The sequence below is a fragment of the uncultured Dysosmobacter sp. genome (genome assembly GCF_947631635.1).
Classification (GTDB): domain Bacteria; phylum Bacillota; class Clostridia; order Oscillospirales; family Oscillospiraceae; genus Oscillibacter.
The window spans coordinates 1-16,223 of record NZ_CANRMB010000049.1; the positions used below are offsets into that span (position 1 = coordinate 1).

The 16,223-nt window shown below is 59.2% G+C and carries 14 protein-coding genes; 2 read left to right on the top strand and 12 right to left on the bottom strand.

From position 1 onward, the window contains the following. From Q0Z71_RS16675 to Q0Z71_RS16685, 3 genes are all read right to left on the bottom strand, one after another. On the bottom strand, positions 1-173 hold a 173-nt coding region (locus tag Q0Z71_RS16675; protein WP_298022179.1), incomplete at its 3' end, for a 4-hydroxyphenylacetate 3-hydroxylase N-terminal domain-containing protein. A gap of 38 nt (positions 174-211) precedes the next feature. After that, positions 212-1,768 carry an acyl CoA:acetate/3-ketoacid CoA transferase gene (locus Q0Z71_RS16680; RefSeq protein WP_298025193.1) on the bottom strand — a complete coding sequence of 519 codons (1,557 nt, stop codon included), beginning with the start codon at positions 1,766-1,768 and terminating at the stop codon, positions 212-214. Positions 1,769-1,835: 67 nt separating this feature from the next. Continuing rightward, entirely contained in the window at positions 1,836-2,636 is an 801-nt protein-coding gene (locus Q0Z71_RS16685) for an enoyl-CoA hydratase-related protein (protein ID WP_298025196.1), read from the bottom strand. Positions 2,637-3,062: 426 nt separating this feature from the next. Here Q0Z71_RS16685 and Q0Z71_RS16690 point away from each other — a divergent pair, with 426 nt between their 5' ends. After that, on the top strand, positions 3,063-4,487 hold the full coding sequence (locus Q0Z71_RS16690) for a sigma-54-dependent Fis family transcriptional regulator (protein ID WP_298025198.1): 1,425 nt from the start codon (positions 3,063-3,065) through the stop codon (positions 4,485-4,487). A gap of 26 nt (positions 4,488-4,513) precedes the next feature. Next, positions 4,514-5,857: an RNA polymerase factor sigma-54 gene (gene rpoN / locus Q0Z71_RS16695; protein WP_298025201.1), complete on the top strand. Its 1,344-nt coding sequence runs from the start codon at positions 4,514-4,516 to the stop codon at positions 5,855-5,857. Between the two features lie 35 nt (positions 5,858-5,892). Here rpoN and arcC read toward each other — a convergent pair whose 3' ends face one another. The 9 genes from arcC to Q0Z71_RS16740 form a co-directional block, all read right to left on the bottom strand. Next, positions 5,893-6,837, bottom strand: coding sequence for a carbamate kinase (gene arcC, locus Q0Z71_RS16700; RefSeq protein ID WP_298025203.1), 945 nt, complete (start codon positions 6,835-6,837; stop codon positions 5,893-5,895). 1,049 nt (positions 6,838-7,886) lie between these two features. Beyond that, a complete protein-coding gene (locus Q0Z71_RS16705; RefSeq protein ID WP_298025206.1) occupies positions 7,887-8,945 on the bottom strand; it encodes a type IV pilus twitching motility protein PilT in 1,059 nt (352 codons plus the stop codon). 9 nt (positions 8,946-8,954) lie between these two features. After that, complete coding sequence (locus Q0Z71_RS16710) at positions 8,955-9,359, bottom strand: hypothetical protein (protein WP_298025209.1); 405 nt, start codon at positions 9,357-9,359, stop codon at positions 8,955-8,957. Next, positions 9,349-9,783 (bottom strand): hypothetical protein, encoded by a 435-nt coding sequence (locus Q0Z71_RS16715; protein ID WP_298025212.1) that lies wholly within the window; start codon positions 9,781-9,783, stop codon positions 9,349-9,351. Before Q0Z71_RS16715 ends, Q0Z71_RS16710 begins: the two co-directional genes overlap by 11 nt. Next, positions 9,780-10,259, bottom strand: a complete 480-nt coding sequence (locus Q0Z71_RS16720) for a DUF4860 domain-containing protein (RefSeq protein ID WP_298025227.1) — start codon at positions 10,257-10,259, stop codon at positions 9,780-9,782. The genes Q0Z71_RS16715 and Q0Z71_RS16720 overlap by 4 nt, the downstream gene beginning before the upstream one ends. Then, a complete protein-coding gene (locus tag Q0Z71_RS16725; protein WP_298025215.1) occupies positions 10,259-10,582 on the bottom strand; it encodes a hypothetical protein in 324 nt (107 codons plus the stop codon). The genes Q0Z71_RS16720 and Q0Z71_RS16725 overlap by 1 nt, the downstream gene beginning before the upstream one ends. A 4-nt stretch (positions 10,583-10,586) precedes the next feature. Continuing rightward, the gene (locus Q0Z71_RS16730) at positions 10,587-11,615 is read right to left on the bottom strand and encodes a type II secretion system F family protein (protein WP_298025217.1); all 1,029 of its coding nucleotides are present in this window, start codon (positions 11,613-11,615) and stop codon (positions 10,587-10,589) included. 13 nt (positions 11,616-11,628) lie between these two features. Beyond that, positions 11,629-12,615 (bottom strand): transglutaminase family protein, encoded by a 987-nt coding sequence (locus tag Q0Z71_RS16735; RefSeq protein WP_298025220.1) that lies wholly within the window; start codon positions 12,613-12,615, stop codon positions 11,629-11,631. A 310-nt stretch (positions 12,616-12,925) separates the two neighbouring features. Further along, positions 12,926-15,592 (bottom strand): LPXTG cell wall anchor domain-containing protein, encoded by a 2,667-nt coding sequence (locus tag Q0Z71_RS16740; protein ID WP_298025223.1) that lies wholly within the window; start codon positions 15,590-15,592, stop codon positions 12,926-12,928. Between the last annotated feature and the right edge of the window lie 631 nt (positions 15,593-16,223).

Genomic DNA, 16,223 nt, shown 5'->3' on the forward strand with positions numbered 1-16,223 from the left:
AGATCCGCGTACTGGGGATCCTGGGCCAGGGCGTAGGTCATGGCGACGCAGTTGATGGAGGGACGGATCATGGGGTGGTCCACCCAGTTCTCAATCTTCTCGCCGAACATGTACACCCGGGTGTTCAGCTTGCGCAGACTCTCGATATACTCCTGTGCGGTCATTAAAGCCATTTTATGTTTCCTCCTCAATATGTTGGGGGTCTTGTGGTTTAGTCGTTGGCCAGTCCCATCAGCTCGTCACGGAAGATGCGCTCATCCATGAGCTTCAGGTCCTCGGCGATCTTCGGCATGAACTCCATCTGGTCCAGGACCTGGGTCTGGAGGTCGATGCCGGGGGCGATCTCGATCAGGGTCACGCCCTCGGGACGCAGCTCGAACACTGCACGCTCGGTGACGTAGAGAACGGGCTGATGCACCTTGTTGGCATAGACGCCGGAGAAGGTGATGTGCTCCACCTGGTTGACGAACTTCTTCTTGGCGCCCTCCTGCACGATGACCAGCTTGCCGTCTTTGCACTCGGTCTTCAGGCCCTTGGCGGTAAAGGTGCCGCAGTAGACCACCTTTTTGGCGTTCTGGGTAATGTCGATGAATCCGCCGGCGCCGGCCAGACGGGTGCCGAACTTGGAGACGTTCAGGTCGCCGTTGGGAGCGGTCTCGGCCAGACCCAGGAAGGCCACGTCCAGGCCGCCGCCCTGATAGAAGTCGAACTGGACATTGTGGTCCAGGATCGCCATGGCGTTGGCGGAGGCGCCGAACTGGGTGCCGCCGTAGGGCACACCGGCGATGCCGCCGGCCTCGACGGTCAGGATCAGCTTGTCGGAGATGCCCTCCTCGGCCGCCACGTTGGCGATCTTCTCGGGAGCGCCGGTGCCCAGGTTGACAATGGCGTCCTCGGGCAGCTCCATGGCCGCGCGGCGGGCCAGGATCTTCTTGGCGTCCAGGGGGATGGGGGGGATGGCGTCCACGGGGATGCGGAACTCGCCGGTCAGGGCGCCGTCATAGGGCATGCCCAGGCACTGCATGTTGTCCTCAACAGAGCCTACCACAATGGCGTCCACATAGATACCGGGAATTTTCACCAGCTTGGGGTCCAGAGAGCCGCCCTGGACGATCTTCTCGACCTGGACGATGACCTTGCCGCCGGAGTTCTTGGTGGCCTGAGCCTGGGCGGTGACGTCCAGAGGGCCGATCTCGCGGTGGACAGTACAGTTGCCGTACTCGTCGGCATAGCTGGCGCGGATCAGGCAGACGTCGATGGGGATGGGCTTATACAGCAGGCGCTCCTCCCCCTCGATGTTCACCAGCTTCACCAGGTCCTCCTTGGTGCACTCGTTCAGCTTGCCGCCGCCGTTGCGGGGATCGACGAAGGTGTACAGGCCCACATGGGTGATGGTGCCGATGTTGTGGGCCGCGATGTCGCGGTACATGTGGGTGATGACGCCCTGGGGCAGGTTGTAGGCCTCCAGCTTGTTCTGCAGGGCCAGCTCGCCCAGCTTGGCGGCGCGGTCCCAGTGGCCGCCCACCACGCGCCTGCACATGCCCTCGTGGCCGAAGTGGTCGCCGCCGGTGCCGTCCCGGTGGCCCTGGCCGGCCGCGAAGAACAGGGTCAGGTCACGGGGATGGCCGGTCTCCACAAAGCGCTGCTCCAGAGCCTTGGTCAGCGCCTCGGGGCAGGCGCAGCTGACGAACCCGCCTGTGGAAACGGTGTCGCCGTCCTTGACCAGCAGCGCCGCTTCTTCAGCGGTAATCACGCGAACTTTCTTCATGCTTGTCTTCCCTCTTTTATATGTAATGTGAGTTTAAAGAATCATTCCGGATCAAGGCACCCGCGGATCACTTGTTCTGGAAGTGCTTTTCCTTGCGCTTTTCCAGGAAGGCGCTCATGCCCTCCTTCTGGTCGGCGGTGGCGAAGCACATGGCGAACAGCTCGTTCTCCAGGGCGATGCCGTCGTCGATATCCATCTGCATGCCGCGGTCGATGCAGGCCTTGGCGTACTTCACGGCGATGGGGGCGTTGACGGTGAAGGACTTGGCCATGGCGATGGCGCCGTTCAGCAGCTCCTCGGGTGCATACACGGCGTTGACCAGGCCGATCTCCTTGGCCTCCTGTGCGCCGATGGTCTTGCCGGAGAAGATCAGTTCCTTGGCCTTGGCCACGCCCACGCGGCGGGGCAGACGCTGGGTGCCGGAGAAGCCGGGGGTGATGCCCAGGCCCACCTCGGGCTGGCCGAACTTGGCGCCGCCCTTGCCCTCGGCGTTGGGACCGGCGGCCAGGATGATGTCACAGCTCATGGCGATCTCGCAGCCGCCGCCCAGGGCGAAGCCGTTCACCGCGGCGATGGTGGGGATCTCCAGCTTCTCGATGCGGCGGAACAGGGCGCTGCCGCGCTGGCCCCACTTGCGGCCAGCGGCCACGTCCATGGGATACTGCTCGCCGATGTCGGCGCCGGCCACGAAGGAGCGGCCCTCACCGGTCAGGATCATGGCGCCCAGCTCGGCGTCCTTCTCCACCTCGGAAATGACCTGCTCCAGTTCGGAAACCACAGTGGAGTTCAAAGCGTTCAAGGCCTCGGGACGATTGATGGTGACAATGGCGATGTTGTCCTTCTTCTCGTAACGAATGGTCTGATACATGTTGTAGTTCCTCCTCTAATCTTTATTGGGCGATGCACATCCGCAGCTTTTACCGTGCATCCCTATTTCTTGCTGCTCTATAATTTTAGCAAAAAATATGCCAGTTTTCAAATGGTCTTTTTGGAAATTCGGCTGCACTTTTTTGTGCGTATCGTCAAATTTTCCAGCTGGTTTTTGTCACGTTCTGCACATTTGATATAAGTTTCCCACGCAGGTTATTCAATTATGAATAGCCTGCGCGGCCCCCGCCGTTTCCACATTCGCGCTGTGGTTTTGTGCGGATAGAATAATTCCTGCAGCGCATTTCTGTCAAATCCGACTGTTCTTTTCCGCCTCTGCCCTCTTCCTATTCAGTCTTGAATATGGTATACTCATTTTTGAATAGAACTGCCGGTTTTTCCGGTGTTGGGAAGGCAGGTGCAAATTTTGTCACAGTCTACAAATTTCTCCGAGCTGTTTGACGATGACATCAACCTCAAGGGGCTTTTTGATATCATCAATCCAGAGAATAATCTGGTCCTGGCGGACGATATGATGCTGTCCGACGCCAAGGGCATCATTCTCCGGGTCAGCGAGACCTATGAGAAGAATTTTGGCTTTGCCCACGACTCCATCGTGGGCAAGTCGGCCTTTGACCTGGAGGAGGACGGCACCTTTACCCCCTGCATCACAGCGGAGGTCATCCGCCAGAGGAAGAAGATCACCACCACGCAGACCATCAACCACACCCACAAAAACGTGATGACCGTGGGCATCCCCCTGTTTGACAACAGCGGGGAGCTGAAATACGCCGTGTGCTTCAACACGGTGTCCATGGAGCAGATCAACGCCATCCAGCAGAACTACCGGCACCTTCAGGACTCCCTGAAGCAGTACTCTCAGGAGATCGCGGAGCTGCGCACCCGGGCCACCTCCACCAGTCTGGTCTTTAAAAGCGCCTCCATGGAGCGGCTGTGGACCCTGATGCAGAACACCGCCAACACCAAGGCAAACATCCTCATCACCGGCGAGACCGGCGTGGGCAAGAGCGCCATTGCCAAGAGCATCCACGCCATGAGCAACCGGAGCAGCGGTCCCTTCATCGAGGTCAACTGCGCGGTGCTCCACGAGAACCTCATCGAGTCTGAACTGTTCGGCTATGAAAAAGGCGCGTTCACCGGCGCCTCCGCCTCCGGCAAGATCGGCAAGATCGAGCTGTCCAACCACGGCACGCTGTTTTTGGACGAGATCGGTGAGCTCCCGCCCCATATCCAGTCGAAGCTGCTGCAGCTCATCCAGGAAAAAACCATTGAGCGGCTGTCCGGCACCAAGAGGATCGAGCTGGACTTCCGGCTGATCGTAGCCACCAACCGCCATCTGGAGGAGGAGGTCCAGCGGGGCCTGTTCCGCTCCGACCTCTTTTACCGGCTGAACGTCATCCGCATCCACATCCCGCCCCTGCGCCAGCGCCGGGAGGATATCTATCCCCTGGCCTATCAGTTCCTCGCCCGCTTCTGCCGCGAATACGGCAAGAAATTGAGCTTCAGTCCCCGCTTTCAGGCCTTTTTGGAACAGTACGACTGGCCCGGCAATGTGCGCCAGCTGGAAAACCTGATCGAGCGGATGGTCATCACCGTGCAGGACCCCATCATCGATGTGGTCCATCTGCCGGTGGAGTACACCGGCGAGGCAGTCCCGCCGGCGGAGCTGCTGGCCCGTACCGGCACCCTGGCGGAGCGGATGGATGCCTATGAGGGGCAGATCATCCGGGACGCCTACCGCCGCTGCGGGACCACCGTGGCAGTTGCCAAGGAGCTTGGCATCTCCCAGGCCACCGCGGCGCGGAAGGTGGCCAAATACGTCACCCGCTGACCGCAGGGCTGGAAAGGAGTCGGAACATGAGTCTTGTCTCACTGAAAGCTGAACTGCGGCAGGAGCTGAAGCTGACGCCCCAGCTGCTGCAGTCCATGGAGATCCTGCAAATGAACTCCCAGGAGCTGCTGGACTATCTGGGCCGTGCCGCGGAAGAAAACCCCTTATTGGAGCAGGAGAACGCCTCGGACCTCCGCAGCGCCTATGAGGAACTGCGGCAGAAGGCCAGCTGGATCGACGGCGGCGTCTATGGCGCCAGCTTCACCCATGAGGACAGCGAACTGCCTGAACGGGGCGTGCTGGACCGGGAGACGGAGAGCCTTGCAGCCTTCCTCTGCGACCAGCTGGACCGGGAACGCCTGCCAAAGCCGCTGCTGGCCCTGTCCAAATACATCGCCGAGCTGGTGGATGAGGACGGCTATCTGGCGCCGGAGGACCTGGACGGCCTTCTGGAGCTGAAGATTCCCCAGGTTATGATCGATCAGGCACTGGAGGCTGTGCAGGGCCTGGAGCCCGCCGGCGTCGGCGCCCGGAGTCTTTCCGAGTGCCTGCTGCTCCAGCTCGCCCGGCGGAAGGACATCTCTCCCGCTGTCCTGGATATCGCCGCCCGGTTCCTGCCGGAGCTGGGGCGGAAGCACTACGGTCCCATCTCCCGGGAGCTGGGTCTGACAGTGGAGGAGATCCAGGCCGCTGAAAAGATCATTTCCAGTCTGGAGCCCCATCCCGGCCGCGCGTTTCAGCCCGCCGAGCCCACAGTGTATGTACGGCCGGACGTTTTCATCGTGGAGCTGGACGGCGAGCTGAAGGCCATTCTGAACGAATACTATCTCCCCCACATCTCCATCAGCTCCTATTATGTCCGCCTGCTGAAGGAGTCCGACGAAAAGGACACCCGGGAATACCTGCGGCAGAAGATGCAGCAGGCCAAGTGGCTGCTGAACAGCCTGGAGCGCCGGGGGAGCACGCTCCGCCGCTGTGCCGACGCGATCCTGGCGGCGCAGTACTCCTTTTTCGCCGGAGAGACCGCCGAGCTTGCGCCCATGTCCCTCTCCTCCCTGGCGGACGCGCTGGAGCTCCATCCCTCCACCATCTCCCGGGCCACCCGCTCCAAATACCTTCAATGCCGCCAGGGGACGTTTCCCCTGCGATACTTTTTCAGCCGCGCGGTGGGGACCCAAGGTCCGTCCCGGCAGGCGGTGAAGCAGAAGCTGCTGGCACTGGTAAAGGCCGAGGACCCCAGACACCCCCTCAGTGACCAGGCCCTGTGCCGGATGCTGTCCGAAAACGGCGTCCAGCTGGCCCGCCGGACCGTGGCAAAGTACCGCATGGAATTGGGGATCGGCTCCTCCGCCGCCCGAAAATGCCGATAAAAAAGCTCCCGTGATAAAATCACGGGAGCTTTTTTTCACGCAAAGGTCACGACCGTTCCGGTCTTGCCCTCCAATGCGTCCAGGCAGCAGTCCAGGCTGGTGATGATCGCCTTTTTCCCCGGATCATTCCGAACGAATCTCATGGCCGCCTCCACCTTTGGCAGCATGCTGCCGGTGCCGAACTGGCCCTCCTCCACATACCGGGCGGCATCCGCCAGATTCAGGCTGCCCAAGTCCTGCTGGTCGGGCTTTCCAAAGTTGATGGCCACCTTCTCCACCTCGGTCAGGATCAGCAGCACATCGGCCTCCACCTGCTCCGCCAGAAGCTCCGCCGCAAAGTCCTTGTCAATGACCGCGGCCACGCCCTCCAGCGTGCCGTCGGGATTCTCCACCACCGGCACGCCTCCGCCGCCGCAGGTGATGACGATGGCGTGATCCCACAGCAGGCGGACTGCGCCGATCTCCACGATCTTTCTCGGCAGGGGCGAGGCCACCACCCGCCGCCAGCCGCGCCCCGCGTCCTCCCGCATGGCGTAGCCCTTCTCCTGCTCCAGCTTCTTCGCCTCCTCGGCGGAGTAAAAGGCGCCGATGGGCTTGGTGGGATTCTGGAAGGCGGGGTCCTTCCGGTCCACCACCACCTGTGTGGTGAGCGACACCACAGGGTAATTGCGGTTTCTGGCGTTCAGCGCGTATTTCAGCGCTTGTTGGATGTGGTAGCCGATATAGCCCTGGCTCATGGCGCCACAGACGTCAAAGGGCATGGGCGGCACCACGTCCCGGGCGGTCTCTCCCGCCAGCAGGATGCGGCCAACCTGGGGGCCGTTGCCGTGTACAATGGCCATTTCATAGCCCCGTCGGCTGACCTCCGCGATCTGCTCGGCGGTCCTGCGCACGACCTCCAGCTGTGCTTCGGCAGTGGGGGCGGAATCCTTGGACTGCAAGGCATTGCCTCCCAATGCGATCACGATCTTCTCCGGCATTTGCAAAACTTCCTTTCCGCGGTTATATCGGCGCACTGGAAAAACGGCAAGGCTCGGCGGATATAGTCAATTAACTTGAAAAATCGCACACGATTTTTCAAGCGGGCAATGCCCGCTGTGCGTAAAGCGCACAGTGATTGACTATGAAATGCAAATCAAGGCCGCGGCCTGTCACAGCGCACATGCGCTGTGACACTTGAAAAGTGAATGGATCACTTTTCAAGTGATTTGATTATAACGTGAGAAACAGCGGCGTTGCCGTCTTTGGCGGGCGGCAGCCCGCCTGCACCCTCCGCCTTGCTGTATTCCCTTTTCTCTCGCTTCCTTTTTACCCTTTCTCAAGCGCGCTGACTATAAACGCAGTTTGCGCGGAAAGCGGAAGATTATGCAAAAGCAGCGCGGCCCTGCTGATTCCTATGGCACAGATCATTTGCCGCGAAAAATTGCCGTTCCGCTTTCCTATCCCAGACATTACACGGCTCATAGTCATGGGGCAGGCGGTCTGCTTCCCTGACACTGTATCCAGATGCCGCAGCGGGCAGCCATATATACGGTTCCACAGCCTCTTGCAGAAGAAACCGCCGGCCACCCTCACAATAGAGGATGATCGACGGTTTCGTCCCTGGAATATAGCAATCTCAACGGCATTCGCACCAGGCAATGCGCTGCCTCTCCTGCTGAAAAAAGGTCCGCCTCCAGAAAGCGAAATGCACCCCAGCTATGGACTGAAAAAGCCCGTCCACCTTCTGGGCTGCCCATCAACATTACGGAATCCCAGCACTGCACGGCATCCGGACGGGTCGCAAACTGCGGCAGAGTGAAGCTCTGTCCCGGTCAAAGCCGTGGCCTGATTGCGGGGGAAACAAACCGGCATCGGAGCCACACGCTCCGCCGTAGAAAGGGCGAGAAGTTGGCGGCAGAGGATCCCAACATCTATGCCGAGGCACAGAAGATTCTCCTTTTGCCTCCTACGACGCAATGCCTGCGGGAGAACCCCCTTCTCCTCACGGATCTTTCACGATCCGCTCCTCCCAAAGGCCTCCACTTTATCAATCCATTCTGCGCTGCATCTGTTCCGGGCTGGCAGCAAAGCTTACCGCCGTCTCCGCTGTAATCTTTCCCGCCTTATAGAGGGATAAGATGGAACTGTCCATAGTTATCATGCCCTCTCCGCCGCCCGCGGCGATGGCATTATCAATTTGATGGGTTTTGTTGTCCCGAATCAGGCTGCGGATCGCGCTGTTCATATGCATGATCTCGAAGGCCGGAACCAGATCGCCGTGCGTTCCCGGCAAGAGCTGCTGGGAAACCACCGTGCGGAGCACCATGCCCAGCTGCGCCCGCACCTGCGCCTGCTGTCCGCCGGGAAATGTGTCCACAATCCGGTCTACGGTATTCACCGCTCCCCTGGTATGCAGGGTGGCGATCAGCAGGTGGCCGGTCTCCGCAGCCGTCATGGCGGTGTGGATCGTTTCGGCATCCCGCATTTCGCCCAGCAGGATCACATCCGGGGCCTGCCGCAGACACGCCCGGAGGGCGCTGAGATAATTCTCGGTATCAATGGCAATCTCCCGCTGGCTGACGATACTGCGCTGATCCCTGTGAAGATATTCAATGGGGTCCTCCAACGTGATGATGTGGCACTCCCGCGTCCGGTTGATGCGGTCGATGATGCATGCCTGCGTCGTGGACTTTCCGCTGCCGGCAGTCCCCGTGACCAGCACCATGCCGTGGGCAGTATCCGCCAGGTCCATGACGCACTCTGGAATGCCCAGGGCCTCCCAGTCCGGGATGTGGAAGGCAACGACCCGAACCACCGCCGCCAGGGAGCCCCGCTGTCGGTAGGCGTTGACCCGAAAACGGGCCAGTCCCGGCACGGAGAGGGAAAAGTCATCGTCTCCCCGCTGGAGGTATACGGCCGGATCCCGTCCCGCCAGCTGATATAGATCCATGATCAGGCGCTCTGTCTCCTGCGGAAAGACCCGCTCCTCACTGATGGGCAGCATGCGCTTATCCCGTTTCTCGCATATCGTGCCGCCCGCTATGATGAACAGATCCGAGGCGTGGTCCTCCACCGCCCGCTTCAAGTAATCCAGCAATTCCGCCATACACGCCTCCTAAAACATCCCGCCGTCCCACAGTTCCAGGCTGTCATCCGCCTCCCATGTTTCAGAGGAGACCGTCTGCCAGCGCAGAACGGTATAGTCCGCTCCCCGCACCTGGACCTCGACCTCCAGCTCCTGCGTGGACGAGATTGGACACATATAGGTATAAATGTCCCCGCTCCTCTCCACGCCCTCCGGGACTTCTCCAGCCCGCAGGCGGGCCAGGATGGCCTGCGCCTCGCAGTCGGCGGCATAATAGTCTGCGGTCGACTGAACTGCGGCATCTGCGAGGCGCCGGTTCGCCTGCACTGTTGTCAGGCTCAGCAGGGCGAATATGGTCAAGCACAACACGGCGAATGCCGCCAGCAGGGAGATGCCTCCCACCGCCGGCGGGGAAAATCTTCGTTCACTGCGCATAGGCGATCCCCTCCCCCTGCCAGGCCACGGTGATCTCAAACAGCGTTTCTCCCTCACGGTCCACCGCCACCTGAGCCGAATACAGACCCGGCGTATCGTTTGGAATCCCCTGGGCCGTCAGGCGGTAAACGCCGTCGGAGCCGCTGTTCCAGCTCTCGTCATAATCCGCCCAGAGAAGTCCCTGATCATAGTGACAGCCCAATTGCTCCGCCGCACTGGAGAGGGCACGGGCCGGCTCTCCGCCGCAGCTTCGGATGACCTCTGCCGCAGACTGGCACAGGATCACCGCCCGGTCTCTTTCCTCGCCCCGCTTTGAAATGCTATCTGATTTTGCAAACGCCTGCAGGCACAGCGCCGCCGCCAGAGCGAACACCAGCAGCATGACCATCTGCTCCATCAGAACCAAAGGCGCTTTACTTCTCATGCAGCAGCCCCCTCTCCGCAGCGCAGAGAAAGGCACATCCGGTCCTCCGCGCCATCCGGGCCTGTGACGGCGATCTCCAGCAGCCCGTCTTTCAGGGACAGGGCCAGCCCAGCGGTCTCCATCAGTTTCTCCCCGTCCTCCGGGGCAAGCTCCGCGTCCTCAGACGCATAAAGCTCCATCAAATAGCCGTCATAGCAGTACACACGGGTCACATACCCGCCTTCTTCCGCCAGGCGCAGGGCGGGAACGCCGCTGAACTGTTCCACGGACACGTTATCCATACAATCCGCCTGGCGGACACGGGTCGTGATGTACTGTGCACAGGTCCGCCGCTCATAAGAGGCCTGATCCCGGGCGGTCAAGCGCCGGTAAGCGCCCGCTCCAGTCAGCAGCACCGCCAGCACGCAGGCCGCAAATACCCCGAACAGCAGAAGCGCTGCCAGTCCATCCATATGCTGTTTTGCATTTCGTCTCATCACTGATGATTCTCCAGAACCGTAATATCCGGCATCAGATTCTCCGCAATGGCAGAATACTGAACCGTATACTGTGTTTCATCCACCTGTAATCCGTAGTGCTCCTTCAGATACTCCAAGCTGGGGGGATAGGCTCCCTCGGCAGCGTAGCAGGCCACGCAGCTCCGGCGCAGGGTCTCCTCCAGCTGACGCAGGTCCTCCTCGCTCCGGCCCTCGCTGAGACTGTTCACGGCTGCGGCGAAGCACAGCAGAACCGCCACCATCACCACTGGGAAGAACAGGCCGCGCAGCAGGGTGCGCAGATGCGCTTTTTTCTGTTTCATACGCTCACCCAATCGCCGCCATGATATTCATCAGCGGCAGCATCACAGAGAGCAGGATCAGCCCCACAAGGAGGGAGCAGACCAGCACCAGTGCCGGTTCCACTCTTCCCACCAAAGCGTCCAGCTCCGCCTCGCTCTCCTCAGTCAAGTCACGGGCGATCTTTTCCATGGAGGCGTCTCCCGTACCGCTGCGCTGTCCAAGCTCCAAGAGGTGACACTGGCTGGGCGGCAGAAGTCCGCTGGACTTCAGCGCGCCGCTCAGGCTTTCGCCCCCCTCCAGGCACCGCTGGCAAGCCAGGCAGCGCTCTTTCGCGCCGCCCTCCAGCAGCCCGGCAGCGAGGGCGACTGCTTCTTCCAGCGGCAGGCCGCTGGCCATGCCCATTGCCATTGCCTGGGCCAGACGGGCGTTGTTCAGCTTCCGGGAAATCCCCCTGTCTCCCCAGCGCTTTTGCCACGCGGCCAGCAATTTGGCGCGGAAGGACTCCGACAGGGCATAGGCGCAGGCAAAAATTGCCGCAGCAGCCAGCAGGACCCACAGAACGGGCATCACGTTTTCAAGCCAGCGGCCCAGATTCAGCAGCCCGCCTGCAATGCCGGTCAGGCGCCCGCCCAGAGAGGCGTACACGTCGTCAAAAATGGGGAGGACCTTTACCAGCAGGACGCCGATCACGATCAGCATCAGCGCCAGCATCACCGCCGGATACAGCAGGGCGCTGCGGACGCGGCGCTCCAGACGGACCCGTCCCTCGTAGTATCGGGACAGGGCCGACAGGGCCTCCTCGGTTCGCCCTGTCCGTTCGCCCACTTCCACCAGGCCGCAGACATATACGGGGAAAGCCCCGCTCTCCCGCAGGGCCTCATGCAGAGGCGCTCCTCCGTCCACCCCCTTGGCAAGGGCATTCAGCAGTTCTTTCTCCGCACTCTCCTCCGCCAGCAGGTACAGGGCGCTCCCTGTTTCCACTCCGGCGTGGAGCAGCAGGGACAGCTCCAGACACAGAGAGGCGATCTCTTCCTTTGAAACTTGATTTTTCATATGGGCTCCTAAATCAATACAAATATTTTACCGTGTAGTTTTTTCCATCGCCGATGTACTTCATAATGGACTCACTGCTGTTGGCGGAGGATGCAAAGGTGGGGTCCATCCGCTTCCATGTGGTTCCATCAAAATAGATCGCGCCGTTAATCCAGCCGGAGGCCTCCGTCCAGACATTGATCCACGCATGGTACGCAGTTCCCGCATAGCCCACCACCAGCTTACAGGGAACGCCTTGGCTGCGGAGCATCCCCGTCATCAGAGCGGCATAGTCAAAGCAGATTCCCTTCTTGGCCGCCAGCACGTCGTCCAGCACGGGGAGATAGCCGCTCTTCACCGTCTTTGCCTTGTCCTTGTCATAGGTCAAGTTTTTGACCACGAAGCTGTATACCTTTTCCACCTTCACAAGCGGATCCGTCACGTCTTTGGTCAGCTCCGCCGCCTTTTCAACGGCTTTGGAGGCAGACCCATAGTCCACATACTGATTGGGCCGGAGGAAGGGGGCGAATTCATCTTTCAGCGTCACCTGAAAGGAAACGGAAAGCACCAAAGCGTACTTGGAGCCAGTGGTATTCTCCACCACCGTCACCTTATAGCTTCCGTTGCCGTCCGAAAGAGGGAAGGTGGCCCAGCTCCCGGCCGTCAGGTCGTAATTATATGTAGTGGCGGGACCGATCACCTGCACCTTCAGCCGCTTATTGGTGGAGCCGGTAAAACGGGTCATCACATAGCCGTCCGTGATATTGGAATAATCGATCACAGCTCTGTTGTTTTTCTTGACGGCTGTTCCGGACGCCTCCGGCAGCAGCATGGTGGAGGCAGCAGCGGCCAGGGGGACCGGCTCGTCCTCCAGATACAGGAGCGAAGACACCGCCTGCGCGGTGGCCGCAGGCCAAAGCCCCGGGGGCGCCTCCGCAGCCCGCGCCTGCTGGCAGAAGCCTCCAAGGCCTGTCAAAAGACACAGCGCCAGAAACAGCGCGGGAATTTTCGCTTGATACATTCGGGAACTCCTTTCGCATTCTATTTCGCGTTTTCGCGTTACCGCCATACTTCCACGCCAGACGGTCTTGGCCTCCAGCGGATGGCGGGGCCGCGTCCGGTACGGACAGAGAACGTCAGGACCCTGTCGGCCAGAGATCCCGGTTTCTCCTCTTCCGTGTTAGCTGGCGGAGATGGCGCAGGCCAAAACCACGGTAAGGGCCAAACGCAGTTTCTTATCCATGAAAGCCTGCGCAAAAAAGGGGAAGGGCTGGGGCCTCAAGGTCCCGGCCCTCCGCTGCTGGAGTGTATAAATCAGATTTTGTTTGGCGTTACACGCGTTCTTTCCTGCGCTTTCCGGTAAAGGACAGCGCCAGCAGGCCGAAGGCGGACATCATCACCAGGGCATACCACAGGTTGGAGATATCCCCCGTCGCCGGAACATCGGCCAGGGGCACCTCTTCGTCGGGAATATCCGCCAGAGGCACATCCTCGTCAGGAATGTCAAGAAGGTCTTCAGGCCTGGGGTCATTGGGCGTATCCGTCAGGGGTGTGGGATCATCGGGAATATCCACCACGGGGTCATCCGGATCCGGATCGGGGTCCGGTCTGGGGTCCGGATCCGGGTCGGGATCGGGATCCGGCTTGGGATTTTCGGGGTCCGGGTTCTCCGGTGCCGGAGGATTCTCAATTGGGTCCTTGGGCTTGTTGTACTGCGTCAGTATGCTTTCGATCTCCTTGAAGGAGCCGCCGCCATCGGTCACGGTAGTCTTTTCCCCGGAGTCCACCTTGACGATCAAACTGATCTCCAGTTCTGTTTCAACTTCTTTGGTTGTGGTCGTGATATCCGGCTCCTCATGTGCATCCGCCACGGCCATATGGAATTCGCCGTTGGTTTGATAGACGCTCTTGCCGACCGCGCTTCCGGACTGGATCGCGCTCACCTTCAGCGCAGCTTTGGGCGCCACGACTCTGCCCACAACATAGTCACAATTGCCCTCAAACTTGATGGTTCCGGCATAGTCACCGAAATTCCAGATCAAACGGGCGGCGTTTCCATCATAGTCGTCCACATCATGCATCTGCTTGTTGATCGACACCTCTGTGGACGATGCATGGGACATATTGACATTGATGATGATGGTAGCGCCCTTCTTGTTGCTTTTGAGCAACTCACCTATATATTTATTATTGTTGAAATTATTGATATTATTTGAATCTGTCAAGGTATCAATGCCGATGGTGACAGACACCACGTCGCCCTTGCCCAGAGTGCCCTTTGCCAACAGATCCTTCGCCGCCACCAGCTTTGCCTCATCCTGAGCGATCGTGTCCGTATAAGTGCCGCTGGCCAGCGCCTGGCCCGCATTCGCAATATCGATCAGGTTCTGGTCGATGTTGATCGCGTCAGCAAGGTCGGCCAGCTCAGGATGCTTCTCGGCGTCCTCCTTCTTCAGGCTGCCGTCAGACTCCAGCTTTACAATATCAAAGCTGTTGTTCGTCTGGTCTTTGATCACGTTAGCCGCCGGATCCGTGTTCACAGTATTGCCCACCACAAGGGTCGCAAGCTCCTTCTTGCCGTTTTCATCCGTATACTGCTGGCCCGTCACCTTGATCTGGGAACTTCCATTCACCTGGCCCACATAGGAGTATCCGTTGGTAATATAATCCTCTTGCAGGGATCCATCCTTATTGGGCCCATAGGGATGCGGCAGCGTAATATCTGTGAGTTTGCCGGTGTCCAGCTCATTGATGCAGATATTGCCGTCAATATGACCGATCGTTTGATTACAGGAATCCGCATAGATCACAAAGTCCTTTGTGATCTCCAGCTCATCCAGGAATTTCTGGATCTTCTCTGCATCCGCTGTATCGACCGTCTCCACGCCAGTGGTACCGATGTTCACAAACTGCTTGCTGCCGCTGGGCTTCTGGCTGGTCTGAGTGATCGTCTGGATCTGCTTGCCGGTCAAGGTCACCTTGACGGTCTTTTCCTGCCCGTCGGTGAGATCGCCGACCTGGATGCCCTCCAGGGTGTAGGTCCCATCCGCATTGACCTCTCCCAGCGTCACCTCCTGGGTGGTGCCGTCCAGCTTGGTCATCGTGAGCGTCACGCCGCCATTCGCATTGAACGTGCCGGACAGCTTGAGCTTGACATCCGCCGCATAGCTGCCGTCGCCGCTGTCCTTCACAACGATGGTCGCGCCCTGAACGTCAAAAAGGTTCGTGCCGATCACGTTGCCGTTTGCATCTTCCTTGCGGGTCACCTCGGACATCTGCACCGTCACCGTAGTGGGCTTCACCGTGGTGGTCTGGGTCGTTGCCTCGGTGGTCGTGGTCTGGGTGGCCTGCGTCTCGGTCCTGGTCTCGTCCGGAACTCCATCAGCGGGGCCGTAGGTTTCAGAGACCTTGTGGTAAATGGTGCCGTCCGCCAGTGTATATTCCTCCACGACCTTCTGGCCGATCACGTTGCCGTCCTTGTCCTTGATGTCCTCTGCCGAAAGCGTCTTGTGAGGCCGGTCAGCCAGTTCCTCCTCCGTGGGCGGATTCTCACAAGGCGTTGTCACCGGGCCGGAACCCTCGGTAACAGTCTCCGTCCAGGTGTAGCTGCCGTCTTCATTCTTTTCCGCGTTCTCCGGAACATCGTCAGGCTGAACGGTCACATCCTCTGTCCTGCCGGTCTCCACATCGACCTGGACGCCATCCTCCGGCAGTTCCGGCAGAGACTCCACCTGGGTTGCCTCGTCCTTCGCGGGCGTCTGGTCCGCCGCAGGAACATCTGGATCTGTCAGCGATATATTCTCAGCCACCACATTCCCATTCACAGCAACGGTCGTCTTGTCATCATGCAGGGTGATCGAAACCATGCCGGACTCTCCGCCGTCAGACAGTTCATCGACCTCCGCCGCGAAAGCGGTGACCTGTAAAATACCGGCACACATAACAAGGACTATCAACATGGAAATCCCCCGTCTGCACAGCATTTTCAAAGTTTTCATATCGACATCCCCTTCCTTGCAGGAGTTTGGCCAGATGCAGATATTCGGTGATTGGGCAAGTATCCCGCGCGATTATCGCTGCCACTGACTCTTCTTAAAATACCGCAAAATAGTGCGTACTAAAATGAAATGAAAAAGTTTGTGAAAAGCTTTCTCTTTTTATAAAAGATATGGCTTATTTATTCTAAGTTACTCTACCACAAAATGCTCCGGTTTTCAATACTTTGACAGCAAAAAAAATTGTAATATCCTCCAGACTTTCAAGCATCTTGGACAGCGAATTCCATGGGAGATCATCCGTGAGAATGCCTCATGGGGAAGCTGTCGAAATGGCGGCTATAACGGCACTGTTTTGCAAAACCATGGGGAACGCAGGCAGCGCGGCAAGGCCAGGTCCTCACGGCGGCTGCGTTCCGCCCTGCCGCTGTATTTGGCGGTATGGGGGCGAATGCGTTTGCGCCGGACGCCTGGACTCTGCGTCAAATGCATTCCCCTCCCGGCGTACCATTTCACCGCCTTTTTCAGGAAATCCGCTGTAAAAAGTTCAAATCTTTAGGGAGTGTCCAAAATAAAGATTTGATGATATAATAAGGGATATGAGGAAACAGACAAAAGAGGCATGGAAGAAATG